Source organism: Salinibacterium sp. dk2585, from assembly GCF_008001035.1.
Taxonomy (GTDB): Bacteria; Actinomycetota; Actinomycetes; order Actinomycetales; family Microbacteriaceae; genus Homoserinimonas.
Genome location: NZ_CP042856.1, coordinates 1,988,861 through 2,015,522, shown reverse-complemented (window position 1 = coordinate 2,015,522; position 26,662 = coordinate 1,988,861). Strand labels below are relative to the sequence as shown.

Sequence of the window (26,662 nt, the reverse complement as noted above, 5' to 3'; positions counted from 1 at the left end):
ACACATCACCGGGAGGCATTACTCTGCGGGCGCGGCCTTCGGCAGGCGACGCACCTTCGCACGCCTCCTGCGGCTCGGGATCATGGAGCGCATCTCCTCGGTCTTGCCGAAGCACAGCAGGCGGTCCTCGGCCTGCAGCAGCTGGCGCGAACGTGGGTTCGGGATGACGGATGTGCCGCGGTTGAGCGTCAGCACGGTGATGTCCCGCTCCAGCAGGCCCGATTCGCCGAGCGTCTTGCCGACGAGGTCGGCGCCCGCGTGCACGACCAGCTCGGCGACGCCGTACCCGGTCGATACCGCGAGGCGCTGGCGCACGTCGATGTCGGGGAACGCGACCTCGTTGGAGATGTAGTCGATGATCGCGCCGGCGACGTCGAGTTTCGTCGCCGTTTCGATTCCCTGCAGGCCTGGCGAGGAGTTGACCTCCATGACCAGCGGGCCATCCGCACCCTCCAGCATGTCGACGCCGGCGACCTTGAGGCCCATGATCTGGGCGGAACGCACGGCGGTGCGCTCGAACTCAGGGCTGAGCTCTACCGGTTCGACGTTGCCGCCGCGGTGCACGTTGGAGCGGAACTCGTCGCCGACCGCGCTGCGGCGCATGGCAGCCACCACGCGGTCGCCCACGACGAGGGCACGGATGTCGCGGCCCCTGCTCTCCTTGATGAAGCGCTGGATCAGCACGTTCTGGTTGGTGGAGTGCAGTGTCTCGATGATGGCCTCGGCAACCTTGGCATCCGGGGCGAGGATGACGCCGATGCCCTGCGTGCCCTCGAGGAGCTTGATGACGACGGGGGCGCCGCCAACCTGCTCGATCGCGGGCCGCACGTCGGCGCGGTTGCGCACGAAGGCGGTCGCGGGCATGGCGATGTTGTGGCGGGAGAGGATCTGTGTCGCCCGCAGCTTGTCGCGCGCGTTCGTGATGCCGTTGGCCGTGTTGGGCGTGTAGACATCCATCTGCTCGAACTGCCGCACGACGGCCGTGCCGAAGTAGGTGATGGAGTTGCCGATGCGCGGCAGGATCGCGTCGTAGGTCGAGAGCGGGCGTCCGCGGAAGTGCAGGTCTGGCTCGTCGCCCGAAAGGTCGATTGCGAAGCGCAGGGTGTTGAGCACCTTGACCTCGTGGCCGCGCTGCAGGGCGGCTGATCGCAGCCGCTGGGTGGAGTACGACTGGCGGGCGCGGGAAAGAATTGCGAGTTTCATTGTGCTTGCCCTGACAAGATGGGGGGATGGGACAGGATCCTCATTCAATCACCACTGTCGGGTGGCGTGAATGGGTGAGCATTCCGAATTCCGGGGTCCCCTGGATCAAGGCCAAACTCGACACCGGCGCGCGCACCTCGAGCCTGCACGCCTTCGACATCGAGTTGATTCCCGGCGAGCGGGAGCGCGTGCGGTTCTCCGTGCATCCGTGGCAGCGCTCGGCTCGTGACGCTGTCGAGATCGAATGCGATGTGCACGACCACAGGTCGGTGCGCAGCTCCTCGGGGCACACGACGGAGCGCATCGTTGTGCTGATGGACATCTCGATCCATGGCCGGGTCGTGACGGCGGAGGTCACGCTCGCCAACCGCGACTCGATGGGGTTCAGGATGCTCATCGGCCGGGAGGCGCTGCGGCAGGGGTTCCTCGTGGATTCGGCGCGGTCGTTCCTCGGGGGCAAGGCGCCGCGTGAGGTGCGGCGCGCGAATCGCGGTCGGTGAACCGCTCGCCGGGTGACTGACGCCGGTCACTGCGCTGGTTACGCTGGGTGACAGGTTCTGACGAGAGTGGAGTCATGTCATGCGCAGCATCGTGGTCGATGAGCCAGGTGGTCCCGAGAAGCTGGTCCTGATGGAGCGGCCGATGCCGGATCCGGGGCCGGGCGAGGTGCTCGTGCGCACCCACGCGGCGGGCGTCAACTTCTACGACACCTATGTGCGCTCGGGCGTGTACAAGGCGAAGCTTCCGTTCACGCCCGGGGTCGAGGCATCCGGCACCGTCGAGTCGCTCGGCGAGGGCGTGACCTCACTCGAGGTCGGCGACAGGGTCGCGACCGTGGATGCCGCCGGCACGTACTGCGAGTACTTCACGGTGCGGGCCGACCTGGCCATGCGCGTGCCCGAGGGCGTCGACCTGGATGTCGCGGCGGCCGCGCCCCTGCAGGGACTCACGGCGCACTTCCTGTCGACATCGATCACCCCGCCGGTCGAGGGTGACACGGTCATCGTGCACGCGGGCGCCGGCGGTGTCGGGCTGCTGCTGACGCAGTGGCTTGTCTCGCGGGGCGTGCGGGTGTTCACGACCGTGTCGACCGCCGAGAAGGCCGAGCTGAGCAGGGCTGCTGGGGCCACGGATGTCTTCTCCTACGACGATTTCGCGGAGCGCAGTCGCGAGGTGACCGACGGCGAGGGTGTCGCGGTCGTCTACGACGGCGTCGGGCGTTCGACCTTCGACGGCTCCCTTGCGTCGCTGCGTACCCGCGGCACGCTCATCCTCTTCGGTGGGGCGAGTGGGCAGGTGGAACCCTTCGACCTGCAGCGGCTCAACTCGGGCGGATCGCTCCTGGTCACGCGCCCGAGCCTGTGGCATTTCCTTCGCGATGAGGCGGAGCGGCAGTGGCGCTGGGGCGACCTCTTCGCCGCGATCGCGGAGGGCACGCTCTCGGTGCGCATCGGCGAGGCGTTCGCGCTCGAGGATGCCCGCCGCGCGCATGAGGCGCTCGAGTCGCGGAACACGACGGGCAAGGTCATACTGCGAGCCTGATCACGCGCCCATCCGGCGTCGCTATCCTGTGGCCATGGCCATCCTCTTTCGTGCCCAGTTGCGTCCCAGCAAGCTCGAACTGATCGTCCCCTGGCTCGTCGAACAGCCATGGGCCTATCCCTCCGAGGAGGAGTGGCGCAGCGTCGCGACCTACCGATTCGATGACCCGGCAGGCGAGGTCGGCATCGAGACCTTCATCCTGAGCGCCGGGCAGGGCGAGGAACTCCACGTGCCGGTCAGCTACCGCGGCGCTCCGCTGGAGGGGGCGGATGCCGCGCTCATTGGCACCATGGACCACTCGGTGCTCGGCAAACGCTGGGCCTACGACGCGACTGGTGACCCCGTGTATGCGCAGGTACTCGCCTCCACGATCGTGAATGGCGGCACGGAAGCCGAGCTCTACGTCGAGAAGGACGGCCAGCGCGAACTCATGGCCGGCACGGCGCAGGTGCGGGGAAGCGGCTCGGAGTCGCGCGAGGTTCCCGTGCCATCCGAGTTGCACGTCGACACCTCCGGCACGGTCACGACCATCACGACCGAGGATGCCGTGCTCAGCGTCATCCGTCGCGTCGGTGACGCGCTGCCCGGCGACGTGGCAGCGAGTCTCACCGGCGTGTGGGAGAGCAGCCCCGGGCCGACGCCGCTCGCCGGCTACACGCCGCGCGACTAGTCGGTTCGGAACCGTTGTCAGCTCAGCCGATTCATCCTCGACGCCGTCGGGTGGTCCACACCAAGTAGCTGGCCAGCCCGGTGACGACGGTAACACCTGCGCCCATCAAACCGCCTTCCCAGGAGCGCCACCGTTTTTCGCTGACGACGATCTCGCCGACGCCGTTGATCAGGGCAGCGGTGATCAGGCCAGCGACCAGGCGGTTGCCGATGCGCTCCGTCCGAGTGACGAGTGGTTCGAGTTCCGCCGCACGGAGGTGTACCTCGATCCCGCCCCGATCAACAGTTTCGAGGATCCGCCGGAGGCGAGAGGGCAGTTCCAGCAGTAAGGCACCCGTGTCGGCGGATGCCTCTGCGACGCGTCGAGCAATCGCTGCGGCTGAGAGTCGTTGCTTGATCAGCCGGCGCACGAACGGGGTCAACACACCGATCAGGTCGAAGTCCGGGTCGAGCTGCGTGCCTATGCCTTCGACCGTGATGAGCACCTTGAATACAAGCGCGATCTCCCGCGGAAGCTGCAAGCGTTGTTGACGCACTATCGCGAGCAGTTCCTGGAGCAGGTGAGTGAACTTGATTTCGCTCAGTGGCAATCCTGCATACGTGGACACGAATGACGCCATCGCGTCTCGGAGTTCGTGCAGGTCTGCGTGGCCCTTGGTGACGGAGAGATCGAGGAGTGCCGCCGTGAGCGCCTCCGGATTCCGCCGAGTGAATGCGATCAGGAACTGGATGAGGTCATTGTGGAGTTCCTCACTCATCTCGCCGACCATGCCGAAGTCGATGAGCGCGACGCTCCCGTCCGCGTGCACGAAGAGATTTCCCGGGTGGAGATCGGCGTGGAAGAAGCTGTCCTCGAAGATCATCTGAAGAATGATGCCGGCACCGGCCTCCGCGAGAGCTTTTCGGTCGATACCGGCAGCGTCGAGGGCGGTGATGTCGCTGATCTTGATGCCCGTCATGCGTTCGAGGGTGAGAACACGGGTCGTTGTCGTCTCCCAGAAGACGCGCGGTATGTGCACGTTCGCCTGTTGTGCGAAGTTGGCAGCGAACCGTTCGGCGTTGCGTCCTTCTCGCAGGTAGTCCAGCTCTGCGCGGAGAGTCTGAGCGAACTCCTGGACGATGCCGCGGAGATTGTAGGTGCGCGCGGGCTCCCAGACGCGACTTGCCGTCTCCGCCAGGTTCTCCAGAATCTCCAGATCTTCGTGTACCTGTCTGAGCGCATCTGGCCGTCGCACCTTGACGACGACCGGGGTGCCGTCGCGCAGGGTGGCGGCATGGGCTTGACCGATAGAGGCGGAGGCCAGCGGCGTGCGGTCGAAGCGGGCGAAGACTTCCTCTGGTTCATCGCCAAGCTCGTGACGCAGGATATCCAGGATGGCCTCCTCGGGCACTACTTCACCGGCATCCTGCAGCTTTGACAGCTCGACGATGAAACTTTGCGGCAGCAGGTCGGGACGCGCAGACAGGAGTTGGCCGAGTTTCACGAACGTCGGTCCGAGGTCTTCCAGGGCGAGGCGGACCCGTTCCGGAACGGTGTGGGACTGCCAGCGAGCTGCGCCTGCCGAGCGCCTGACCGCAGGGGGCGCCCACCGCTTGAGGCCTACAGCATCCGCGAGAAACCCCAAACCGTGACGAGCGAGCGTATCTGCGATCTCCTGGTACCTGCTCAAGCGCATGGCCGCGGCGAACGCTTCCTTGATCGGGTCACGGGCATCCACCCAGCCCGGATTCGGCAGGTCAGTTCCATAGGGCCGAACCTAGAGGACACCAGCCGGCACTGATGGAGCACAACGTCCCATCCCCTTGACCCTCTCGTGACGCCGGCCGCCTGAGCAATGGAGCTGTGCGTATGAACCTAGCGGCGGGACCTTTAGCTCTGTTGGGGACGGTCCCTCGCTGGGATGCTCGTCGCATCCAGCATGAGAGGCGCGGAAATGAGCGTTCGGTCTAACACGCGTCGGTTCGTCACCGTGGTACTGGCAGCGGGCGTTCTGGTTCTCGCCACCGGCGCTGGCGCAGCGGTCGCCCTGAAGGAAACGAAGGCATCGTCCGCTTCGGCGGCTGCTCAGGGCGAGGGGCCGCAGTTCTACAGTGGCGTGACTGTCGACGTCGCGGGCGACATTCAAGGCGACGTGTATGCGTCGGGCCAGCACATTACGGTCAGCGGAGATGTGACGGGGGACATCATCGCCGCAGCGCAGACCATCGTCATCACCGGCACGGTCGATGGCAACGTGCGCATCGCGGCACAGGACGTCACCGTCGACGGCGATGTCACGCGCAGCGGAACGATCTTTGCGGCGACTCTCAATGTCACCGATGCTGGTTCGTTCGGCGGTGACCTCGTGGGCGGCGCAGGCGACATTGCAATCGCGGGGGAGGTCGGACGAGACGTGGTCGTGGGAGTCGGCACGCTCACGATCGACGGATCGGTCGGCGGAGACGTCACATATGACAGCGACGTCGAAGCGAACATCGCCGAAGGCGCTGTCGAGGGCAGCGTGGAGCAAATCGTCACGCCGCAACGAGAGGAAGTCGAAGCGTCGCCGTTGGCCCTGTTTGCAGGATGGCTCCTTGGGCTGCTCTACGCGCTGGTCGCGTTCAGTCTCATCACTGCGCTGACGGCACTGCTCCTTCCGCGTCTCTTGCGCCAGGTGACGGAACAGCTGGTTCCATCACCGTGGAAGGCACTGCTCGTAGGCTTCGTGGCATCCATCACCGTCCCGGTCGTTCTGCTGTTCCTCCTGGTGACGGTGATCGGCGCGCCTCTCGCCCTCGCTGTCCTCCTCGTGTGGATTGCGTTCACGCTTGCGACGTTTGTCTTCGGTGCCTACTACATCGGACGCCTCCTGTTTCGCGGCACCCAACATCCCGTCGTCCCGGCGCTGGTCGGCGGGGCCATTCTCATCGTCGGTCTGCAGATCCCCTGGCTGAACATCGCGGTGTGGCTTGCGATGGTGCTCTTCGGCCTCGGCGCAGAGCTCCTCGCGATCTACGCGCATCGGCCTTGGCGCCGCACCCCGCCCGACTCAGCGGCAGCACCGCGGCCCGCAGCGGCGACTCCAACAGTCGGCTAAGGCTCGCCATCGGTGCGTGGCTGCCGGGAATGCAGTTCGCACAGGCGCGCGGTGCTCGCTCAGCTCGCATCCGGGCTGTGGATGATCAGCACGGGGCAATGGGCGTGGGCGGCGCAGGCTGCGCTGACCGACCCCAACAGCAGCCCGGCGAACCCACCATGGCCGCGACTGCCCACGACGAGCATGGAGGCCTTTGCGCTCTGCTCGATCAGCCGACGGGCTGCCGAACCCTGCAACACGAGCTGCGTCAACCCGCGCGGGGGGCTTCCTTCGAACGCTTCGGCGACAGCCTCGCTGAGGATCGTCTCTGCGTCTGCTTCCGGCGACCAGTTCGCCGAGTAGGCCGGGTCGATCATGAGCGGGTAATCCCAGACCGCGATCGCCTCAAGCGGCGCGTCCAGCGCGTCTGCTAGCCGCGCTCCATGTCGCAAGGCCGCAATCGACTCTTCCGAACCATCGACGCCCACGACAATGCGCGCCGAATCCGTGTCTCTCGTCATGTATTGAGGATTGTCGCCGCAGCACACGCACGCTACGGCCATTGGTCCCATACGGGAGTGCTCTTGCCAGGTCGGTCTCTCGGCGCTGTTGCCATCGAGGCCGCCAGTGGCAGCATCAGTTCGAAGGGAGCCAGTTTCGAGTTCGAAGCCATCATGACCACACACGCCGCGTCCGCGGCCTAACAAGGAGAGTCACCAAGACCCTCAGCAGTCCCGACTTCACCCACGTCACCCTCACCACAGGGCAGGACATCGAGGTGATCGGCTGGCTCGATGACCACTCCCGCTACCTGCTCGGAATCGGACGCCCCCACGCCCGCACCGACATCATCGCCCTCATCCACAACAACAACGCCACCGTCATCACCCACGACGGCACAGTCCTCGCCGAATTCACCCTCAACCCCAACAAGGGATACCAAGCAAAAAACGGCTGAACCCCCGAAACCGGGGGTTCAGCCGTTCACGATGTCCTGGGACATCACAGAGTGCCCTCGGAGGGATTCGAACCCCCGACCTTCGGTACCGGAAACCGGCGCTCTATCCCCTGAGCTACGAGGGCGGATGCTCCCCGGGCGTGGAGGCCCGGAGTGCGTGACTAGGTTAGCAGTCCGCCAAGGGGCGGCCTGTCACTCCTAAGGGAGATGCGAGACGGCGGTCGTGGTCAGCTGGGCCGCGTCGGCGGGGGCCGTGAAGATGTCGGATGACACGGTCACGAGGTGCTCGCCCGCGATGACGGTCGCGGTGCCGCCCCCGAACCATCCCTCGCCACCGAGCCCGTCGGCAGGCGTCGCGCTTGCCGAGAGTTCGGCGCGCGCCTGGGTGAGCGCGGTCGGCCCCGGCGTGGACGCGGACACGACGATTGTCTCGTTGCTCGTGAGGTTGCGGTAGACGCAGGCCACGCCCTTCGCAGCAACGGCCCGTGCGCCGGGGGTGCCGGCCGCGGGCGCCTCGCCGTCGATGTGCGCCAGGTTGGGGTTGTAGGCGTAGAGGTCGTCGGGGGTGATGAGCTGCTGGCAGGTGACGCCGACGGGGGTCGCCTCGTCGGCGGGCGGGGCGGGCGCCTCGCCCGGCTCGGCGCTCGCGGAGGGACTCGTCGAGGGACTCGCCGAGGGGGAGGGTGAACCGGAGGCGCCCGGAGTGGGCGTGGGCTCGGTCGTTGCGCAGCCGCTGAGCGCGAGGAGCCCCGCAAGGGCGACACCGACGGCGGCGAGACGACGTCGACGCGCGATGCCAGCGGGGGCCTGGACGGGGGAGGGCTTCTCGAGGTTCACCCCACCATCATGCCCGGGACGGCCGCCGACCCCCGGATGACCCACCCGATAGAATTCGAATCGTGACCCCCGCTGAACTCTCCGCCGCCCTGCTCGATATCGTCAACGCCACGATCGCGGCCCGCGGGAGTGACGCATCCGTCACCATCGACGACGTGCGGCTCGACCGGCCTCGCAACCGGGACCACGGTGACTGGGCGTCGAGCGTCGCCATGAAGCTCGCGAAGAAGCTGGGCGCCAACCCGCGCGAGCTCGCCACGGAGATCGCCTCGGCCCTGAAGGACGTCGAGGGCGTCGCCGCGGTGGATGTCGCTGGCCCCGGCTTCATCAACGTGACCCTCGATGCCGCGGCCGCCGGGGCGCTGGCCAAGTCGATCGTGGAGCAGGGCGACGCCTACGGTCGCAGCGATGCGCTCGCGGGCCAGACGATCAACCTCGAGTTCGTGTCCGCCAACCCGACCGGCCCCCTCCACATCGGGCACACCCGCTGGGCGGCGCTGGGTGATGCGCTTAGCCGCGTGCTGCGCGCCGCCGGCGCGGAGGTCGCCAACGAGTTCTACATCAACGACGCCGGCAACCAGATGGACAACTTTGGCGCGAGCGTGCTTGCCGCGGCGAAGGGGGAGCCGACGCCCGAGAACGGCTACCCAGGGCAGTATGTCGCCGACCTCGCGAAGGCCGTGCTCGAGCGTGAGCCCGGGCTGCTCGAGCTGCCCGACGCGGAGGCGCTCGCGACGGCCCGCGAACTCGGCTACGAGTTGCAGTTGCAGGAGATCAAGGACTCCCTCGCCCGCTTCAACGTGCACTTCGACGTCTGGTTCTCGGAACGGCAGCTGCACGAGGGCGCGCCCAGCAAGATCGACACGGCCGTCGAACGCCTCCGCGAACAGGGACACGTCTATGACGAAGACGACGCGATCTGGGTGCGCACGACGACCTTCGGCGACGACAAGGATCGTGTCATCAAGCGCGGCAACGGCATCTACACCTACTTCGCCGCCGACGCCGCCTACTACCTGAGCAAGACCGACCGCGGCTTCGGCCACAAGATCTACCTGCTCGGCGCCGACCACCACGGCTACGTGCACCGCATCAAGGCGATCGCGGGGGCATCCGGCGACGACCCCGAGAAGGACGTCGAGGTGCTCATCGGCCAGCTCGTCTCGATCAACGGCGCCAAGCTGTCGAAGCGCGCCGGCAACATCATCGAACTCAACGACCTGCAGGCCTGGCTGGGAACGGATGCCCTGCGCTACTCCCTCGCGCGCTATCCGGCCGACTCGCCCCTCACCCTCGATCCCGAGATCCTGCAGCGCCGCACCAACGACAACCCCGTCTTCTACGTGCAGTACGCGCACGCCCGCACCAACCAGGTGACCCGCAACGCCGCCGCATCCGGGGTCACCCGCGAGGGCTTCGACGCGTCGACGCTCGAGCACGAGACCGAGAGCGTGCTGCTGGGGGCGCTCGCCGAGTTCCCGCGCGTCGTCGCGCACGCCGCCGAACTCCGTGAGCCACACCGCGTGGCCCGCTACGCGGAGCAGCTCGCGGGCTCCTACCACCGTTGGTACGACAACTGCCGGGTCACGCCGCTGGGCGATGAGCCCGTGACATCCGTGCATTCGTCGCGCCTCTGGCTCAACGACGCCACCGGCCAGGTGCTCCGCACCGCGCTCGGCCTGCTCGGCGTCTCAGCTCCCGAGAGGATGTAGCCATGGCTCGCCGGCCCGTCGATCCGCGCAACCCGAAGCCAAGCGTCGGCCGACGCATCCTGAAGGCGATCATCGGCCTCACGGTCGCCGCGGCAATGCTGGCTGGCGCCTTCGTGCTGATCGACATGGGCCTGCGCGACTTCGCCGAAACGAGGGCCGAGGCCGAGATCAAGCGGCGCGTGCCGGGCAAGTCGGTGGGGGCGGATGTCACCATCAACGGCTTCTCGATGCTGATGCAGGTCGCGCGGGGTGAACTCGATGACGTCGACGTGACCTTCACGCTCGGTTCGGAGGGCCTCGACCGGCTCGCTGAGAACGCGGGGTACACGGGCGACGTGACCATCGCCGACGGTGCGATTGCCGTGGGCAGCGAGATCGAGGTGCTCGGCACGGTCATCCCGTTCTCGGTCGCGCTCGAGCCGACGCTCGACGAGACGGGCCACCTCGTGCTGACGGCGGTCGGCGTTACAGCGGGTGACGCGGTCGACATCGACCTCAGCCAGTTCGTCGACCTCGCCACCGCTGGAGTGAAGGTCTGCTCGGCGTCACTCCTGCCCGAGTCGATCCGGCTCACGGGCGTCACGGTCAGCGACGGTGCGCTCGAGTTCACGGCCCACGGCAGCGGAGTGCCCACGGATCTCGACGCCCTCTCCACGCGTGGGGAGTGCGTCACGGAAGACGCCGCGGAGGGCGAAGCGCCCGCCGAGTAATAGGATTTGTGGAGGCGTGCCCGGCGCGCACCTCGACGACCGCCCGACCCCTCTCGACCGTAAGGCCCCTGTGACCTCCAACCCGCTCGCCCCCGACTGGCTTGCCGTGCCCGCTGACGCCAACGAGCTCGACCCGGCGATCTGGGCCCGCAGCGTCTCCCGCGGGGCAGAGGGCGTCATCGAGATCGGCGGGGTTCCCGCGACACAGCTGGCCGCCGAGTACGGCACGCCCCTCTACGTCATGGACGAAACCGACGTGCGCCACCGTGCTCGCGAGGCCCGCACCTCGTTCGACCGGGAGTTTGCCGCCGTCGGCAGCTCGGCCAAGGTCTACTACGCGGGCAAGGCCTTCCTCTCCGCCGAGGTCGCACGCTGGGTGACCGAAGAGGGCCTGTACATCGACGTCGCGAGCGAAGGCGAACTGGCGGTCGCGCTCGCGGCTGGCGTCGACCCGGCTCGGCTCGGCCACCACGGCAACAACAAGTCGCTCCGCGAGATCGACCGCTCCGTGGCATCCGGTGTCGGGGTCATCGTCATCGACAGCGCCGAAGAGGTCGAGCGCGTCGCTGACGCGGCCACCCGCCACGGAGTGCGCCAGAGGGTGCGCCTGCGCGTCAACAGCGGCGTGCACGCGAGCACGCACGAATACCTCGCCACCGCTCGCGAAGACCAGAAGTTCGGCATCGCCCTTGCGGATGCCGCGGCGCTCGTCGCCAGCATCCGATCGCACGACTCGCTCGAGTTCACCGGGCTGCACGCACACATCGGTTCCCAGATCTTCGAGTCGGTCGGCTTCGGTGAATCCGCCCGCCGGCTCATGAACCTGCAGGCAGAACTGCTCAAGGACGGCCCTGTTCCCGAGCTCAACCTCGGCGGGGGCTTCGGCATTGCCTACACGAGCGTCGACGAGGCCATCTCCCTCCCCGAGATCGCACGCTCCCTCGCCCAGATCGTCGCGGCGGAATCGGCGCGGCTCGGCATCCCCGTGCCCGTCGTGGCGGTCGAACCGGGTCGCGCCATCGTGGGCCCCTCGACGTTCACGCTCTATGAGGTCGGCACGGTCAAAGACGTGCTCGTGGCCATGGGCGGCACGACCGACGCCGAATCCGCCGTGCGCAAGTACGTGAGTGTCGATGGGGGAATGGGCGACAACATCCGGCCGGCCCTCTACGAAGCCGACTACACCGTGCGCATCGCGAGCCGCGCATCCGACGCCGACCCGGCGCTCGTGCGCATCGCGGGCAAGCACTGCGAGAGCGGCGATGTCGTCGTGCGAGCCGACTACCTGCCCTCCGACGTGCGCCCCGGCGACCTCGTCGCCGTGCCGGCGACGGGCGCCTACTGCTGGTCACTCTCCAGCAACTACAACTATCTCGCGCGGCCCGCGGTCGTCGCGGTTCGCGACGGGCAGGCCCGCGTGATCGTGCGCGGCGAGACTGAAGAAGACCTGCTGTCGCGGGATGCGGGACTCGTCCCGGCGAGAAGGAACGGATAGCCATGATCGAGTACCGAAACTTGCGCGTCGCCCTCCTGGGTGCGGGCTCCGTCGGCGCCCAGGTGGTGGCGCAGCTGCAGAAGCACGGAGACGAGCTCGCGCTTCGCGCCGGCGCCGGCTTCGAACTGATCGGTGTCGCGGTTCGCGATGTCGACGCCCCGCGCACCGCCGACATCCCGCGTGAGCTCCTCACGACGGATGCGGAATCGCTCATCGTGGGCGCCGACATCGTCATCGAGCTGATCGGCGGCATCGAGCCCGCGCGCAGCTACATCCTGCAGGCCCTCAACGCAGGCGCGGACGTCGTCACAGCCAACAAGGCGCTCATCGCGACCCACGGCCCCGAGCTCTTCGCCGCGGCCGAGCAGGTCGGCGCGCAGCTCTACTACGAGGCGGCCGTCGCCGGCGCGATCCCCATCATCCGTCCGCTGCGCGACAGCCTCGCGGGTGACCACGTCAACCGCATCCTGGGCATCGTCAACGGCACGACCAACTACATCCTCGACCGCATGGACACGGATGGCCAGAGCCTCGAGGAGGCCCTCGCCGCCGCGACCGAACTTGGCTACGCGGAGGCCGACCCCACGGCAGACATCGAGGGCTACGACGCCGCGCAGAAGGCGGCGATCCTCGCGAGCCTCGCCTTCCACACTGCCGTGCCCATCGAGGCCGTTTACCGCCAGGGCATCACCTCGGTCACGGGCGAGCAGGTCGAGGCCGCGCGTCGCGCCGGCTACGTCATCAAGCTCCTCGCGATCTGCGAGCGGCTCATCGACGCCGACGGTGACGCCGGGGTGAGCGCGCGGGTCTATCCGGCGCTCGTGCCCCGCACGCACCCGCTCGCCGCAGTGCATGGCGCCAAGAACGCGGTCTTCGTTGAGGCCGAGGCCGCCGGCGACCTCATGTTCTACGGTGCAGGCGCCGGCGGGCTCGAGACCGCCTCGGCCGTGCTGGGTGACGTCGTCTCGGCGGCAAGGCGCCACGTCATCGGCGGCCCGGGCCTCGCGGAGTCGACGCACGCCGACCTGCCCCTGCTGCCGATCGAGAGCGTCAGCACCCGTTACCAGATCAGCCTCCTCGTCAACGACCGGCCCGGTGTGCTCGCTTCCGTCGCCGCCGTGTTCAGCGAGCACGGCGTCTCGGTCGAGACCGTGCACCAGTCGGTCAGCTCGCCCGGCGACGACGGCGCCGCGGCCACCGCTACCCTTGTGATCGGCACGCACGAGGCATCCGAGGCGTCCCTCGCCGATACAGTCGAGGCCCTCGCGGCGCACAGCGACACCGTGAGGTCGGTCACCTCCGTGCTGCGCGTAGAGGGCACCGACTAGCCGCCCACCACGGCGATCCCGAAGCACCACCGATAGAAGGCTCCGAGTAGAAGGTTCATCATGGCCCACCAATGGCGCGGAGTTATCCGCGAGTACGCTGACCGGCTCGACGTGACGGATGCCACCCCCGTCGTGACCCTCGGCGAAGGCGGCACCCCGCTCCTCCCCGCCCCGGCACTCTCGGCGCGCACAGGCGCGAAGGTGTGGGTCAAGTACGAGGGCATGAACCCGACGGGCTCCTTCAAGGACCGCGGCATGACGATGGCCGTCACGAAGGCCGTCGAGCGCGGCGCCAAGGCCGTCATCTGCGCCTCGACCGGCAACACCTCGGCGTCGGCGGCCGCCTACGCGACACACGCGGGCATCACCGCGGCGGTGCTCGTGCCGGAGGGCAAGATCGCGATGGGCAAGCTCGCGCAGGCGATCGCGCACAATGCGCAGCTCCTCCAGGTGCAGGGCAACTTCGACGACTGCCTCGACATCGCGCGTGACCTCGCCGAGAACTACCCCGTGCACCTCGTGAACTCGGTCAACAACGACCGCATCGAGGGCCAGAAGACGGCCGCGTTCGAGGTCGTCGAGGTGCTCGAGGATGCCCCGGACTTCCACTTCATTCCGGTCGGCAACGCGGGCAACTACACGGCCTACTTCCGGGGCTACAGCGAGGAGCTGGAGCGGGGGGTGTCGACTCGACTGCCCCGGATGTTCGGTTTCCAGGCCGCAGGAAGCGCGCCCATCGTCGACGGCCACGTCGTCAAGAACCCCGACACGATCGCAAGCGCGATCCGCATCGGCAACCCGGCATCGTGGGAGCTCGCCCTCGCGGCGCGCGAGACGAGCGACGGCTACTTCGGCGCCATCAGCGATGACAAGATCCTCGAGGCGCACCGCATCCTCTCCGCCGAGGTCGGCATCTTCGTCGAGCCCGCATCCGCCATCAGCGTCGCCGGCCTGCTCGAGCGCGCGGAAGCTGGCATCGTTCCCGCCGGGTCGACCGTCGTGCTGACCGTCACCGGCCACGGCCTGAAGGACCCGCAGTGGGCACTGCGCGGTGCCGACGGCGCGGATGTGCAGCCGACGGTCGTTCCCGTCGACACGGCACAGGTCGCCGGCGTGCTCGGACTGGAGAAAGCGACGGCATGACCACACTGGAGGCCCCGCCGATCGGGAGGTCGGTGACGGTCAAGGTTCCCGCGACCTCCGCGAACCTGGGCCCGGGATTCGACACGCTCGGCCTTGCGCTCGCGCTGTATGACGACCTCGAGGTCACGGTGCGGGAGCAGCCCGGCGCGACCGTCGAGGTGCATGGCATCGGTGAGGGAGAGGTGCCCACGGACGAGTCGAACCTCGTCGTGCGGTCGATCCGCTTCACGCTCGAGCGCTACGGCGTGCCGGTGCCGGGCCTCGACCTCGTCGCGCACAACAGCATCCCGCACGGGCGAGGGCTTGGCTCCTCCGGTGCCGCGATCGTCTCCGGAATCATGGCGGCGAAGGGCCTCCTCGAGGGCATCGTCGACCTCGACTCCAACGCGCTCCTCTCTATTGCATCCGAACTCGAGGGCCACCCCGACAACGTCGCGCCGGCGCTCTTCGGCGGCCTGACGATCGCTTGGACGGGTGAGCACGGCCCCCAGCACAAGAAGCTCATCGTGCACCGCGGTGTCTCGCCGCTCGTGTGCGTGCCCGAGCACACGCTCTCGACCGAGCTGGCCCGCAGCCTCCGCCCTGCCTCTGTGCCGCACGAAGACGCCATCTTCAACGTCTCCCGCTCAGCGCTCCTCATCGCGGCGCTCATCCAGAGCCCCGAACTACTCCACGATGCGACGGAGGACCGCCTGCACCAGAGCTACCGGGCGAGCGCCATGCCCGACACCGTCGCGCTCGTTGAGGAGCTGCGTGCCCACGGCCATGCTGCCGTCGTCTCTGGGGCAGGGCCATCCGTGCTCGTCCTGTGCAGCGACCCCGCTGAACGCCTTGTCGCGGCCGAGCTCGTGGCCGCGCACCAGGGTGTCGCGTGGCAGTCGCTCATGCTCGCCGTTGACTTCAAAGGTGCTACAGTGAACCTGCACCCGGCAAGGCCTTCGGCTTAGCCAGGCACGGACACGATCTCGCGCCACGGGTTGCACCATCACCAGCATCGCTTCGTCGCTCTCCTTCTCCCCGCTTCGCCTTAGAGGCCAGTGGTCGAGGCCGAGGTCGACGCGCGACTAGCTCTCCGTCAGGTTCTGCCACATCCTCTTCAGATTCGGCGCCTGGCTGGGAAAGGAAACCTCTTAGTGACTGATCCCACAGTCCGCGCCGCACGGCCGGACTCGAACGCAGATCTGGCATCGATGCGCGTCCCCGAGCTTCAGGCTCTTGCGGCGTCCCTCGGCATCAGTGGCGCGACCAAACTTCGCAAAGGAGCCCTCGTGGACGCAATCAACGAGACCCAGAACACGCAGTCGTCGGCCGACGCGGAGCAGAGCTCCGCACCCCAGGCTGACGCTGCACCCCAGGCCGAGACGGCTTCGCAGCCCGCGCCGAGCCAGAATGAATCCTCTGAGCGCCAGCAGGCCGTAGCGGCCGCGACGACGTCGCCGCGCAAGCGTGCGCCGCGACGGGCGACGGCAGCCGACGGCGTCATCACGACGACGAGCGCGGCAGCTGAGACCGAGGCAGCACCGGCTGAGGCGCCCGCGGGCGAGCCCGTCGCCGAGAAGCCGGCGCGCAAGGCGCCCGCGCGCAAGCGCACCTCGCCCAAGTCGGCGACCGACCACGCCAACGGTGGCGAGTCCGGCGTCGACACGCCCGCTGCCGAAGCTGGCGCAGGCCAGCAGTCGGATGCCAGTGACGCGAGCGCCGACGCTGCGGCTCCGGCGCAGAAGACGCAGGGCCGCCGCGGCAAGGGTCGCGGCGAGTCCGAGAAGACCGGTGCTTCGAAGGCCGCCGAGAGCGGCGACCAGCGCGAGCAGCAGGAGGCCTCGCACCAGGAGCGCCAGGCCCAGGATGCCGCCGAGCGCAACGGGCGCGAGCAGAACGGTGACCAGAACGGTGCCGACAAGAACGGCGGCGCCGCCGACCGCGACGGCGACGACTCGGGCGACGACTCGGGCGACCGTCCCCAGCGCAGCCGCAACCGCAACCGCAACCGCAAGGGCAGCGACCGCGGCAACGACCAGCAGCAGAAAGACGAGCAGCAGGGCGACCAGAACGACCGTGGTCGTGGGCGCCAGCAGCAGGGAGACGACACCGAGCGCGGGGGACGAGGCCGTTACCGCGACCGCAAGCGTCGCGGCGGCGGCGACGACTTCGAGCCGGAAATCAGCGAGGATGACGTGCTCATCCCCGTCGCCGGCATCCTCGATGTGCTCGACAACTACGCCTTCGTGCGCACGACGGGCTACCTTCCCGGCAACAACGACGTCTACGTCTCCCTCGGCCAGGTCAAGAAGTACCACCTGCGCAAGGGCGACGCGATCGTCGGCGCCATCCGCCAGCCGCGCGACGGCGATAACCAGGGCGGCCGCCAGAAGTACAACGCGATCGTCAAGATCGACTCGATCAACGGGCTCCCCATCGAGCAGGCCGGCGAGCGGGTGCACTTCGGTGACCTGACGCCGCTCTACCCCTCGGAGCGCCTGCGCCTCGAGACCGAGCAGCAGAAGCTGACCACCCGCATCATCGACCTCGTGTCGCCGATCGGCAAGGGCCAGCGCGGCCTCATCGTCTCGCCGCCCAAGGCAGGCAAGACCCTCGTGCTGCAGGCCATCGCGAACTCGATCGCCAAGAACAACCCCGAGGTCCACCTCATGGTCGTCCTGGTCGACGAGCGGCCCGAAGAGGTCACCGACATGCAGCGCACCGTCAAGGGTGAGGTCATCGCCTCCACCTTCGACCGGCCGGCTGAGGACCACACCACGGTCGCCGAGCTCGCGATCGAGCGCGCCAAGCGTCTCGTCGAGCTCGGACACGACGTCGTCGTGCTCCTCGACTCGATCACCCGCCTTGGGCGCGCCTACAACCTGGCGGCTCCCGCCTCCGGTCGCATCCTCTCGGGTGGCGTCGACTCCTCGGCGCTCTACCCGCCGAAGCGCTTCTTCGGTGCCGCGCGCAACATCGAGGACGGCGGCTCGCTGACGATCCTCGCGACGGCGCTCGTCGAGACCGGGTCCAAGATGGACGAGGTCATCTTCGAAGAGTTCAAGGGCACCGGCAACATGGAGCTCCGCCTCTCGCGCCAGCTGGCCGACAAGCGCATCTTCCCTGCCGTCGACGTCAACGCATCCGGAACCCGCCGCGAGGAGATGCTCATGGGCGTCGACGAGGTCAAGGTCACCTGGAAGCTGCGTCGTGCCCTCGCGGGCCTCGACACGCAGCAGGCGCTCGAGATCGTGCTCGGCAAGCTGCGTGAGACGCAGTCGAACGTCGAGTTCCTCATGCAGATCCAGAAGTCCCTCCCGGGCGCCTCGGCGAACAAGGAGGACTGAGCGTGTTCGAGTCAGTAGCCGTGCTGCTGGCCGAGCACGAGGACCTGCAGACGCAGCTATCCGACCCGGCCCTGCACGCCGACGCGGCGCGAGCCAAGAAGGTCAACCGCCGCTACGCCGAGCTCAGCCAGATCAAGTCGGCACACGAGCACTGGGTGCAGGCCCAGCAGGATCTCGCCGCGGCGAAGGAACTCGCCAAGGAAGATTCCGCCTTCGCGGAGGAGATCCCGGCGCTCGAAGAGGCCGTGGCGACGACGCAGGAGAAGCTTCGGCGCCTGCTGATCCCGCGCGACCCCGACGACGGTCGTGACGTGATCATGGAGATCAAGGGCGGTGAGGGCGGCGCCGAGAGCGCACTCTTCGCGGCCGACCTCCTGCGCATGTACCTCCAGTACGCGGCGAGCATGGGGTGGAAGACCGAGATGCTCGAGAGCGACGAGAGCGACCTCGGCGGCTACAAGAACGTGCAGGTGGCCATCAAGTCCAACGCGAGCGACCCGTCGCAGGGCGTGTGGGCCCACCTCAAGTACGAGGGTGGCGTGCACCGCGTGCAGCGTGTCCCCGTGACGGAGACACAGGGTCGAATCCACACCTCCACGACGGGCGTGCTCGTCTTTCCCGAGGTGGATGCGCCTGAAGAGGTGCAGATCAACCAGAACGACCTCAAGATCGACGTCTACCGTTCGAGCGGCCCAGGCGGCCAGTCGGTCAACACGACCGACTCCGCCGTGCGCATCACGCACCTCCCGACCGGCATCGTCGTGTCGATGCAGAACGAGAAGAGCCAGCTGCAGAACCGCGAGGCCGGCATGCGCGTCCTCCGTGCCCGCATCCTCGCGCGCCAGCAGGAGGAGATCGCGGCGGCTGCCTCCGACGCCCGCAAGAGCCAGATCCGCACGATGGACCGCTCGGAGCGCATCCGCACCTACAACTTCCCCGAGAACCGCATCGCCGATCACCGCACGGGCTACAAGGCCTACAACCTTGACAGCGTCATGAACGGTGCGCTCGGACCGGTCATCGAGTCATGCATCCAGTTCGACGAGGAGGCCAGGCTCGCCGACCTCGGCGACCAGTCCTGACGTGTCGTCCGTCGCTGAGCTGCGGACTGCCGCGGTCGAGTCGCTTGCCGCGGCAGGAGTGCCGACGCCGCAGGTCGACGCCGAACTCCTGCTCGGGCACGTGCTCGGGCTCAGCCGGGGCGAGGTGCAGGCCCGTGCCGTGACGGGCACAGAGGTCTCGGAGACGGATGCCGCAGCCTTCACGGCCCTCGTGCGCCGCCGTGCGTCGCGCGAACCGCTACAGCACATCACCGGCAGGGCGCCCTTCCGTTCGCTCGAGCTCGCGGTTGGGCCCGGCGTCTTCGTGCCTCGCCCCGAGACGGAGCAGGTCGTGCAGCTCGCGATCGACGCCCTTCAGGCAGTCGCATCGCCGGAGCCGCTTGCGGTCGATCTCGGTTCAGGTTCGGGCGCGATCGCGCTCGCGATGGCGACCGAGGTTCCCCGCGCACGCGTGTACGCGGCTGAGAACTCTCCCGATGCCTTCCCCTGGACGAAGCGCAACTTCGACGAGAGCGGCGCGAGCAACGCCGTGCTCGAGTTCGTCGACCTCGGCGAGGCCTTCGCCGAACTCGAGGGCACGGTCGACGTCGTCATCTCGAACCCGCCCTACATCCCCGCCGACGCGATTCCTCGTGATCCCGAAGTGCAGCTCTTCGACCCGCCTCACGCCCTCTACGGCGGCGCCGACGGCCTCGATGTCGTGCGTGTCGTCTCCCAGCGCGGCCTCGCGCTGCTCCACTCCGGCGGACTGCTCGTCATGGAACATGGCGAGGAGCAGGCATCGACCATCAGCGAGTTGCTCCGCACGGACGGTTGGCTCGCGATCGCGTCCCACCGCGATCTGCTCGGCCGCGACCGCGCGACGACGGCGATCCGGCCATGAACACGGCCCATACAGCGGCCCGCCGATAGGATTACCCCCGACATGGCGACCATTCACGACTGCTCAGACCCGGGCGAACTCCTCAATGGCATGCGCCTCGCGAGGACTGCTATCGGCCGCGGGGAGCTCGTCGTCATGCCGACAGACACCGTCTACGGTGTCGCGGCCGACGCCTTCAAGCCGAAGGCCGTGCAGCGCCTCCTTGATGCCAAGGGCCGCGGTCGCCAGTCGCCTCCGCCCGTGCTGATCCCGAACCTCGCGACCCTCGACGCCCTCGCCGCCGAGGTGCCCGACGAGGTGCGCGCATTGGTCGACGAGTTCTGGCCGGGTGGCCTGACGGTGATCCTGCCCGCCCGCGAGTCGCTCGACTGGGACCTGGGCGAGACGGCGGGCACCGTCGCGCTCCGCATGCCCGCGAGTCCTATCGCGCTTGCGCTGCTCGCAGAGACCGGACCGCTTGCGGTGTCATCCGCGAACCTGACTGGCCAGCCCGCCGCGACGACGGTGCAGGAGGCTGAGCGGATGCTCGGCGACAGCGTCGCGGTCTACCTCGATGGCGGGGAGGGCGGCACCCAGGGCTCGACCATCATCGATGCCTCCCGCGTCGCTTCGCACGGCCTCACGATCGTGCGCCATGGAGCGGTGACGGATGCCGCGATCGCCGCCGTGCTCGAGCGGTCGACGGGTGGCGGCTCTCCCGCATGAGGATCATCTTCTATGTGCTCATCGGCGGACTCTCCGCCGTTGTGACGTTCGTGCTCTCCTTCGTGATCCTGAAGCTCAGCCTGCGGTTCCGTCTCTATCCCAAGATCCGGGAACGCGATGTGCACACGCGCCCCACGCCGCGCCTTGGCGGTGTCGCGATGTTCATTGGCGTGCTTGTTGCCTTTGGAGTGGCGTCGCAGCTCGACCGCTTCCATCTCGTCTTCGTCGACCCCGGCCCCGTGCTGGGTCTCCTGGCTGGCGCCCTCCTGATCGTGCTCATCGGCGTCGCCGACGACATCTGGGACCTCGACTGGCTCACGAAGCTGACGGGGCAGATGATCGCGGCCGGCATCCTCGTCTGGCAGGGCATCCAGCTCACGACACTCCCGATCGGGGGAGTCACGATCGTGCCGCCAGTGACGGGTCTCGTCCTCACCGTCATTGCGGTCGTGCTCGTCATGAATGCGGTCAATTTCATTGACGGACTGGACGGGCTTGTCGCTGGCGTCGCGATCATCGCGAATGGCGTCTTCTTCGTCTACACCTACATCCTCTCCAACGGCGTGGGGGAGTCTGAGTACTTCAACCTTGCCTCCCTCATCACGGTGGCCCTCGCGGGCGCGTGCCTCGGCTTCCTGCCCCTCAATTGGCACCCGGCGCGCCTGTTCATGGGGGATGCGGGTGCCCTCCTGGTGGGCCTGCTGATGGCTGCCTCCGCGATCTCCGTGACGGGGCAGGTCGATCCCGCCGCGCTGGAATCGGGTCGTCAGCTCCTGCCAGCCTTCATCCCGATCCTGCTGCCCTTCGCGATACTGATCGTTCCGCTCCTCGATTTTGCGCTCGCCGTGGTCCGTCGGCTCCGCGCCGGAAAGTCGCCGTTCTCGGCCGACCGGCAGCACCTGCACCACCGCCTGCTCGACATGGGCCATTCCCACTTCCATGCCGTGTTGATCTTCTACGCGTGGACGGCGGTCGTCGCGGTGGGCACACTCCTCTTCATGTTCGTGCCCTTCTGGTGGGCCCTCGCCTTCGTCGTCGCAGGCTTCACGCTGAGCGCCTGGTTCACACTCGCGCCCCTCACCAAACGCAAGGTGCTGGAGGCCGCCGTGCAAAATGCACGCCCCGGCTCAGACGTCCCTTTCGACCCGAGCTTCGACCCTCTTGATGCCGCTGCAGCCGAGGCAGAGCGCGCCCAGATTCCAACAGAAAGCGAACGTCCATGAGCAATACGAGCAACCCGGCGCCGGCCATCCTGCGCAAGACAATCATCTACACGTCCCTGGTGGCGGTCGTGATCGCGGTCGTGGGTGGGCTTGCAGGCTATGCCGTCGCGGGCATGGACGGCCTGCTCAGCGCTCTCGTCGGCACTGCGCTTGCCGTGATCTTCGCGATCATCACCGCCGTCAGCATCATGATTGCCATCAAGCAGCCGGTCACGACCTTCTTCGGCATCGTGCTCGGCTCCTGGCTGCTCAAGATCATCGTCTTTATCGCACTGCTGGCGCTCATCACCAGCCTCGACTTCGTGCAGCCGATGGTGTTGTTCCTCAGCATGGTCGCCGCAATCGTTGGCACCCTGGCCGTCGATGTGGTCGTTGTCATGACAGCGCGGCAGTCCTACGTCGACGATTCGGTCCTTCCCGACGCGGATGCCGGCAATTCCGACCGCCCCTCGATTTCCTGAGCGGGCCATCAGATTGATAGAGTTCTCAAGGCGTGATTCGCAGCCCATAGCGATCACTGCCTGGCAGCCGATGTCCGACTGCGTCGCCGCACTTGCGGGCGCCCCCATCACCACAGGAGACAGCGCGTGAACTTGCTGCACGCAGCGATGTTAATCCCCACGGCTTCCGAGGGTGACGGGTTCCACCCCCCGACGCTTGACGAGTTCTTCCCGCCCGCATTCCTCTTCGAGGGCACGCCGTTCGAGATGAACCGCATCATGCTCATCCGTCTCCTGATGACGGCGGTGCTGATCCTTCTCTTCTGGCTCGCACTCCGGCGTGCTCGCGTCGTCCCGGGCCGCGGGCAGAGCATCGTCGAGATGGCGATGGGGTTCGTCCGCACGAACATTGCGGAGGACATCCTCGGCCGCGACCTCGGCCGTCGTTTCTTCCCGCTCCTCGCAGCGATCTTCTTCGGCATCTTCTTCATCAACATCGCCGGAATCATCCCGGGATTGAACATCGCGGGAACCTCGGTGATCGGCCTGCCGCTCCTGATCGGCCTGGTCTCCTACGTTGCCTTCATCTATGCGGGCATCAAAGAGGTTGGAGCTGGCAAGTTCTTCAAGAACGCGCTCGTGCCGGCCGGGGTGCCGTGGCCGCTCTACATCCTGCTGACACCCATCGAGTTCATCAACATCTTCCTCGTGAGGCCGCTCTCGCTGGCCCTCCGACTGCTGTTGAACTTCATGGTCGGCCACATCCTCCTGGTGCTGTGTTTCTCAGCGACCCACTTCTTCTTCTTCACCGCTGACGGATGGTTCCCGCTCATCGGGGTCGGCACGCTTGCGGCAGGGTTCATCATGACCCTCATCGAGCTGGCTGTCTCGGTGCTGCAGGCCTATGTCTTCACTCTTCTGACGACCGTCTACATCCAGCAGGCGGTTGCGGAGGAGCACTAGCACCACTCTTGTCGAGCGGTCACCTACGGGCGCTCGTAAGGACCATAAGAACGAACATTGAGGCGAATCGTCCGATTCGCCCGACCGGAAGGAAAACACAGTGGACGTCAACGTTCTCGCGGAGATCAGCGGAAACATCAACACGGTCGGCTACGGCCTCGCTGCCATCGGCCCCGGTATCGGTGTCGGTATTGTCGCGGGCAAGACCGTCGAGGCCATGGCTCGCCAGCCCGAGCTCGCTGGCCGCCTCCAGGTCACGATGTTCCTCGGCATCGCATTCGCTGAGCTCCTGGCCTTCATCGGCCTCGCCGCCGGCTTCATCTTCAGCTAGGAATCGGGATGACTTTCGAATTGGCTGCGGCTGGGGGAGGGGCCCCCGAGGGGATCGAGCTCTTCATTCCCCCGGTCTACGACATCGTTTGGTCTGCGGTCGTATTCTTTGTCATCCTGTTCTTCTTCTGGAAGTTCGCGGTACCGAAGTTCTCCAAGGTCTTGGACGAGCGTTCGGCCGCGATCGAGGGGAACATCGAGAAGGCTGAGAGTGCACAGGCAGAAGCCGCCGCGCAGCTCGAGAAGTACAACGAGCTTCTCGCAGAGGCGCGGAGCGAGGCCGGCCGGATCCGTGAGCAGGCTCGTCTTGACGGCATCACGATCCTCAATGAGCTGAAGGAGCAGGCCGCGGCCGAGGCCGCCCGACTCACCGCGAACGCGGCAACGCAGATCGAGGCTGAGCGCCAGGCCGCTCTTGCATCGCTCCGCTCTGAGGTTGGCGTGCTCGCACTCGACCTCGCGTCAAGCGTGATCGGCTCGCAGCTCAGCGACGACAAGAAGGCAGCCGCCCTGGTGGACTCCTTCCTCGCCGACCTCGAGTCCTCAGAATCAAGCGCAGGGAAGTAGCAATGGCATCGGCCACGAGGAAGGCACAGGCGGCGGCTCGCGCCGCGTTGCAGACGTTGGAGGGCACCTCCGATATCTCACTCGCAGAGGAACTGTTCTCTGCCGGGCGGGCGATCGGCTCCTCCCTCCAGCTGAGGACGCTTCTCGCCGAGCCTGCTGGCGACGCGGAAGTGAAGGCGGCGGCTGTTCGCGCAGTCTTCGGCTCCTCGCTGAGCGCGAACGCGCTCTCGCTCCTCGTGAGCATTGTCAGCGAGCGGTGGTCGCGTGCCGACGACCTGCTCGCGAGCATCGAGGACGTCGCCATTCGCTGCGCGGCGGACTCCACCGACGCCGATGTGGCCAGCGAGCTCTTCGCGATCGAGCAGATGGTCACCAGCTCCCCGGAGCTCGAACTCTCACTCGGGTCGAAGCTCGCATCCGCATCCGGCAAGGCAGAGCTGGTGTCGGCGCTGCTTGGTGAGCGCGTCTCGGCCGCGACCCTCGCGATCGTGCGGCACCTGGTGCAGCAGCCGCGAGGGCGTCGGCTGTCGCGTCTGGTCACTGACGCCGCGAGGATCGTCGCGGAGCAGGAGAACAGCGTGCTGGCGACCGTGTCGACGGCATCGCCCCTCGATGACTCCTCGCGTGACCGTCTTCGCAGCGCACTCTCCGGCCGGTACGGCAATGTCAGATTCAATGAACTGGTGGATCCCTCGCTCGTCGGGGGAGTCCGCATCGTGATCGGTGACGAGGTAATCGACGGAAGCGTCGCTGCCCGCCTCGCCGAGCTACGGCAGCAACTCGCCGGCTGACCCGGCACCCCCCACGCCTCGGTGCCAGCTGGTACCGCTAAGACAAGGAAACCCACATGGCAGACGTAACGATCAGCCCGGACGAGATCCGCAATGCTCTCAAGGACTTCGTCCAGTCCTACGACCCGTCGAAGGCCACGACCACCGAGATCGGTCACGTCGTAGACGCTGCGGACGGCATCGCCCACGTCGAGGGACTCCCCGGCGTGATGGCGAACGAGCTCATCCGCTTCGCCGACGGCACGCTCGGCCTCGCCCTCAACCTCGACGAGAGCGAGGTGGGTGTCGTCGTGCTCGGTGAGTTCAGCGGCATCGAGGCCGGCCAGGAGGTGACCCGCACGGGCGAGGTCCTTTCCGTGCCCGTGGGCGACGCCTACCTGGGCCGCGTTGTCGACCCGCTCGGCACCCCCATCGACGGCCTGGGTGAGATCGCAGCCGAAGGCCGCCGCGCCCTTGAGCTCCAGGCTCCCGGCGTCATGGCGCGCAAGTCGGTGCACGAGCCGATGCAGACCGGAATCAAGGCCATCGACGCCATGATCCCGATCGGCCGCGGCCAGCGCCAGCTGATCATCGGTGACCGCCAGACCGGTAAGACCGCCATCGCGATCGACACGATCATCAACCAGAAGGCCAACTGGGAGTCGGGCGACGTCAACAAGCAGGTTCGCTGCATCTACGTCGCGATCGGCCAGAAGGGCTCGACGATCGCCGCGGTCAAGGGCGCTCTCGAAGAGGCCGGCGCGATGGAGTACACGACGATCGTCGCCTCTCCCGCATCCGACCCTGCCGGCTTCAAGTACCTCGCTCCTTACACCGGCTCGGCGATCGGCCAGCACTGGATGTACGGCGGCAAGCACGTGCTCATCGTCTTCGATGACCTGTCGAAGCAGGCTGAGGCATACCGCGCCGTATCGCTCCTCCTCCGTCGCCCGCCGGGACGTGAGGCGTACCCCGGTGACGTCTTCTACCTACACTCCCGCCTGCTGGAGCGTTGTGCCAAGCTCTCCGACGAGCTCGGCGCGGGTTCGATGACGGGGCTCCCGCTCATCGAGACCAAGGCCAACGACGTCTCGGCGTACATTCCGACCAACGTGATCTCGATCACCGACGGCCAGATCTTCCTCCAGTCCGACCTCTTCAACGCCAACCAGCGTCCCGCGGTCGACGTGGGCATCTCGGTGTCGCGAGTCGGTGGTGACGCTCAGGTCAAGTCGATCAAGAAGGTCTCCGGAACCCTGAAGCTCGAGCTCGCCCAGTACCGCTCGCTGCAGGCATTCGCGCTCTTCGCATCGGACCTCGATGCAGCGAGCCGCCGCCAGCTGGCCCGTGGCGAACGCCTCACCGAGCTGCTGCGCCAGCCGCAGTACTCGCCGTACCCCGTCGAGGACCAGGTCGTCTCGATCTGGGCTGGCACGAACGGCAAGCTCGACGAGGTCCCGGTGGAGGACATCCTCCGCTTCGAGCGCGAGCTGCTCGACTACCTGCGTCGCAACACCAAGGTGCTCGACACCCTGCGCGAGACCAACGTGCTCGACGACAACACGGTCGACGAGCTCTCCGCGGCAGTGGAGAAGTTCAAGCTCGAGTTCCAGACGGGCGAGGGCAAGCCGCTCATCTCGGCCGGCAACGAGCAGTTCGAAGAGCTCGAAGCCGACGAGGTCCACCAGGAGAAGATCGTCAAGCAGAAGCGCTGACGACGATCAGACGCCACCGCATCGAA

The 26,662-nt window shown here is 67.3% G+C and carries 26 protein-coding genes and 1 tRNA gene; 22 read left to right on the top strand and 5 right to left on the bottom strand.

The genetic code is table 11. The annotated features are described in order from the left end of the window. Positions 1–18 precede the first annotated feature (18 nt). Positions 19–1,203 (bottom strand): RimK family alpha-L-glutamate ligase, encoded by a 1,185-nt coding sequence (locus tag FVA74_RS09450; RefSeq protein WP_147721881.1) that lies wholly within the window; start codon positions 1,201–1,203, stop codon positions 19–21. Between the two features lie 26 nt (positions 1,204–1,229). On the opposite strand from FVA74_RS09450, the gene FVA74_RS09445 reads away from it, so the two are divergent. From FVA74_RS09445 to FVA74_RS09435, 3 genes are all read left to right on the top strand, one after another. Then, positions 1,230–1,703 (top strand): RimK/LysX family protein, encoded by a 474-nt coding sequence (locus FVA74_RS09445; RefSeq protein WP_147721879.1) that lies wholly within the window; start codon positions 1,230–1,232, stop codon positions 1,701–1,703. 79 nt (positions 1,704–1,782) lie between these two features. Continuing rightward, positions 1,783–2,745, top strand: a complete 963-nt coding sequence (locus FVA74_RS09440) for a quinone oxidoreductase (protein ID WP_147721877.1) — start codon at positions 1,783–1,785, stop codon at positions 2,743–2,745. A gap of 34 nt (positions 2,746–2,779) precedes the next feature. Further along, positions 2,780–3,415: a hypothetical protein gene (locus FVA74_RS09435; protein WP_147721875.1), complete on the top strand. Its 636-nt coding sequence runs from the start codon at positions 2,780–2,782 to the stop codon at positions 3,413–3,415. A gap of 31 nt (positions 3,416–3,446) precedes the next feature. Here the strand turns inward: FVA74_RS09435 and FVA74_RS09430 are convergent, their stop codons facing one another. After that, positions 3,447–5,132: an AarF/ABC1/UbiB kinase family protein gene (locus FVA74_RS09430; RefSeq protein WP_240792193.1), complete on the bottom strand. Its 1,686-nt coding sequence runs from the start codon at positions 5,130–5,132 to the stop codon at positions 3,447–3,449. A gap of 216 nt (positions 5,133–5,348) precedes the next feature. On the opposite strand from FVA74_RS09430, the gene FVA74_RS09425 reads away from it, so the two are divergent. Continuing rightward, a complete protein-coding gene (locus FVA74_RS09425) occupies positions 5,349–6,491 on the top strand; it encodes a polymer-forming cytoskeletal protein (protein WP_147721874.1) in 1,143 nt (380 codons plus the stop codon). Between the two features lie 59 nt (positions 6,492–6,550). On the opposite strand, the gene FVA74_RS09420 is transcribed toward FVA74_RS09425, so the two are convergent. Continuing rightward, the gene (locus FVA74_RS09420; protein ID WP_147721871.1) at positions 6,551–6,991 is read right to left on the bottom strand and encodes a universal stress protein; all 441 of its coding nucleotides are present in this window, start codon (positions 6,989–6,991) and stop codon (positions 6,551–6,553) included. Positions 6,992–7,248: 257 nt separating this feature from the next. Between FVA74_RS09420 and FVA74_RS09415 the strand changes: the two genes are divergently transcribed. Continuing rightward, a complete protein-coding gene (locus FVA74_RS09415) occupies positions 7,249–7,428 on the top strand; it encodes a hypothetical protein (protein WP_147721869.1) in 180 nt (59 codons plus the stop codon). Between the two features lie 52 nt (positions 7,429–7,480). Here the strand turns inward: FVA74_RS09415 and FVA74_RS09410 are convergent. Together FVA74_RS09410 and FVA74_RS09405 are read right to left on the bottom strand one after the other, a co-directional pair. Further along, positions 7,481–7,553 (bottom strand) — tRNA-Arg (locus FVA74_RS09410). A 73-nt stretch (positions 7,554–7,626) separates the two neighbouring features. Next, positions 7,627–8,265, bottom strand: a complete 639-nt coding sequence (locus FVA74_RS09405) for a hypothetical protein (protein WP_147721867.1) — start codon at positions 8,263–8,265, stop codon at positions 7,627–7,629. A 62-nt stretch (positions 8,266–8,327) separates the two neighbouring features. On the opposite strand from FVA74_RS09405, the gene argS reads away from it, so the two are divergent. From argS to atpA, 17 genes are all read left to right on the top strand, one after another. Next, a complete protein-coding gene (gene argS / locus FVA74_RS09400; protein WP_147721865.1) occupies positions 8,328–9,977 on the top strand; it encodes an arginine--tRNA ligase in 1,650 nt (549 codons plus the stop codon). 2 nt (positions 9,978–9,979) lie between these two features. Continuing rightward, on the top strand, positions 9,980–10,687 hold the full coding sequence (locus FVA74_RS09395) for an LmeA family phospholipid-binding protein (protein ID WP_147721863.1): 708 nt from the start codon (positions 9,980–9,982) through the stop codon (positions 10,685–10,687). A 70-nt stretch (positions 10,688–10,757) separates the two neighbouring features. Next, entirely contained in the window at positions 10,758–12,182 is a 1,425-nt protein-coding gene (gene lysA, locus FVA74_RS09390) for a diaminopimelate decarboxylase (protein WP_147723158.1), read from the top strand. A gap of 2 nt (positions 12,183–12,184) precedes the next feature. After that, positions 12,185–13,510 (top strand): homoserine dehydrogenase, encoded by a 1,326-nt coding sequence (locus tag FVA74_RS09385; RefSeq protein WP_147721861.1) that lies wholly within the window; start codon positions 12,185–12,187, stop codon positions 13,508–13,510. A 60-nt stretch (positions 13,511–13,570) separates the two neighbouring features. Continuing rightward, positions 13,571–14,653, top strand: a complete 1,083-nt coding sequence (gene thrC / locus FVA74_RS09380; RefSeq protein WP_147721859.1) for a threonine synthase — start codon at positions 13,571–13,573, stop codon at positions 14,651–14,653. After that, positions 14,650–15,600 (top strand): homoserine kinase, encoded by a 951-nt coding sequence (gene thrB / locus FVA74_RS09375; protein ID WP_147721857.1) that lies wholly within the window; start codon positions 14,650–14,652, stop codon positions 15,598–15,600. The genes thrC and thrB overlap by 4 nt, the downstream gene beginning before the upstream one ends. 186 nt (positions 15,601–15,786) lie before the next feature. Beyond that, the gene (gene rho / locus FVA74_RS09370; RefSeq protein ID WP_255471443.1) at positions 15,787–17,979 is read left to right on the top strand and encodes a transcription termination factor Rho; all 2,193 of its coding nucleotides are present in this window, start codon (positions 15,787–15,789) and stop codon (positions 17,977–17,979) included. 2 nt (positions 17,980–17,981) lie between these two features. Continuing rightward, a complete protein-coding gene (gene prfA / locus FVA74_RS09365) occupies positions 17,982–19,061 on the top strand; it encodes a peptide chain release factor 1 (protein WP_147721855.1) in 1,080 nt (359 codons plus the stop codon). A 1-nt stretch (position 19,062) separates the two neighbouring features. After that, positions 19,063–19,923, top strand: coding sequence for a peptide chain release factor N(5)-glutamine methyltransferase (prmC, locus tag FVA74_RS09360; RefSeq protein WP_240792192.1), 861 nt, complete (start codon positions 19,063–19,065; stop codon positions 19,921–19,923). A gap of 42 nt (positions 19,924–19,965) precedes the next feature. Then, positions 19,966–20,628 (top strand): L-threonylcarbamoyladenylate synthase, encoded by a 663-nt coding sequence (locus FVA74_RS09355; RefSeq protein ID WP_147721851.1) that lies wholly within the window; start codon positions 19,966–19,968, stop codon positions 20,626–20,628. A 2-nt stretch (positions 20,629–20,630) separates the two neighbouring features. Then, complete coding sequence (locus tag FVA74_RS09350) at positions 20,631–21,851, top strand: MraY family glycosyltransferase (protein WP_370454502.1); 1,221 nt, start codon at positions 20,631–20,633, stop codon at positions 21,849–21,851. Beyond that, positions 21,848–22,312 carry a hypothetical protein gene (locus FVA74_RS09345; RefSeq protein ID WP_147721847.1) on the top strand — a complete coding sequence of 155 codons (465 nt, stop codon included), beginning with the start codon at positions 21,848–21,850 and terminating at the stop codon, positions 22,310–22,312. The genes FVA74_RS09350 and FVA74_RS09345 overlap by 4 nt, the downstream gene beginning before the upstream one ends. A 147-nt stretch (positions 22,313–22,459) precedes the next feature. After that, positions 22,460–23,254: a F0F1 ATP synthase subunit A gene (atpB, locus tag FVA74_RS09340; RefSeq protein WP_147723156.1), complete on the top strand. Its 795-nt coding sequence runs from the start codon at positions 22,460–22,462 to the stop codon at positions 23,252–23,254. Positions 23,255–23,354: 100 nt separating this feature from the next. Further along, on the top strand, positions 23,355–23,585 hold the full coding sequence (atpE, locus tag FVA74_RS09335) for an ATP synthase F0 subunit C (RefSeq protein WP_147721845.1): 231 nt from the start codon (positions 23,355–23,357) through the stop codon (positions 23,583–23,585). 8 nt (positions 23,586–23,593) lie between these two features. Then, complete coding sequence (locus FVA74_RS09330) at positions 23,594–24,151, top strand: F0F1 ATP synthase subunit B (RefSeq protein ID WP_147721843.1); 558 nt, start codon at positions 23,594–23,596, stop codon at positions 24,149–24,151. Between the two features lie 2 nt (positions 24,152–24,153). Further along, on the top strand, positions 24,154–24,942 hold the full coding sequence (locus FVA74_RS09325) for a F0F1 ATP synthase subunit delta (RefSeq protein ID WP_147721841.1): 789 nt from the start codon (positions 24,154–24,156) through the stop codon (positions 24,940–24,942). Between the two features lie 56 nt (positions 24,943–24,998). Next, positions 24,999–26,636 carry a F0F1 ATP synthase subunit alpha gene (gene atpA / locus FVA74_RS09320; protein ID WP_147721839.1) on the top strand — a complete coding sequence of 546 codons (1,638 nt, stop codon included), beginning with the start codon at positions 24,999–25,001 and terminating at the stop codon, positions 26,634–26,636. The last annotated feature ends 26 nt before the right edge of the window (positions 26,637–26,662 follow it).

Bases quoted from the DNA above. Each gene is read 5' to 3' on its own strand.
- FVA74_RS09330 (WP_147721843.1), top strand. From the start codon at position 23,594: ATGACTTTCGAATTGGCTGCGGCTGGGGGAGGGGCCCCCGAGGGGATC.
- atpA (WP_147721839.1), top strand. From the start codon at position 24,999: ATGGCAGACGTAACGATCAGCCCGGACGAGATCCGCAATGCTCTCAAG.
- FVA74_RS09450 (WP_147721881.1), bottom strand. From the start codon at position 1,203: ATGAAACTCGCAATTCTTTCCCGCGCCCGCCAGTCGTACTCCACCCAG.
- FVA74_RS09440 (WP_147721877.1), top strand. From the start codon at position 1,783: ATGCGCAGCATCGTGGTCGATGAGCCAGGTGGTCCCGAGAAGCTGGTC.
- thrB (WP_147721857.1), top strand. From the start codon at position 14,650: ATGACCACACTGGAGGCCCCGCCGATCGGGAGGTCGGTGACGGTCAAG.
- FVA74_RS09435 (WP_147721875.1), top strand. From the start codon at position 2,780: ATGGCCATCCTCTTTCGTGCCCAGTTGCGTCCCAGCAAGCTCGAACTG.
- FVA74_RS09425 (WP_147721874.1), top strand. From the start codon at position 5,349: ATGAGCGTTCGGTCTAACACGCGTCGGTTCGTCACCGTGGTACTGGCA.
- thrC (WP_147721859.1), top strand. From the start codon at position 13,571: ATGGCCCACCAATGGCGCGGAGTTATCCGCGAGTACGCTGACCGGCTC.
- FVA74_RS09420 (WP_147721871.1), bottom strand. From the start codon at position 6,991: ATGACGAGAGACACGGATTCGGCGCGCATTGTCGTGGGCGTCGATGGT.
- FVA74_RS09325 (WP_147721841.1), top strand. From the start codon at position 24,154: ATGGCATCGGCCACGAGGAAGGCACAGGCGGCGGCTCGCGCCGCGTTG.
- atpB (WP_147723156.1), top strand. From the start codon at position 22,460: ATGTTAATCCCCACGGCTTCCGAGGGTGACGGGTTCCACCCCCCGACG.
- FVA74_RS09445 (WP_147721879.1), top strand. From the start codon at position 1,230: ATGGGACAGGATCCTCATTCAATCACCACTGTCGGGTGGCGTGAATGG.
- FVA74_RS09355 (WP_147721851.1), top strand. From the start codon at position 19,966: ATGGCGACCATTCACGACTGCTCAGACCCGGGCGAACTCCTCAATGGC.
- FVA74_RS09345 (WP_147721847.1), top strand. From the start codon at position 21,848: ATGAGCAATACGAGCAACCCGGCGCCGGCCATCCTGCGCAAGACAATC.
- FVA74_RS09385 (WP_147721861.1), top strand. From the start codon at position 12,185: ATGATCGAGTACCGAAACTTGCGCGTCGCCCTCCTGGGTGCGGGCTCC.
- FVA74_RS09395 (WP_147721863.1), top strand. From the start codon at position 9,980: ATGGCTCGCCGGCCCGTCGATCCGCGCAACCCGAAGCCAAGCGTCGGC.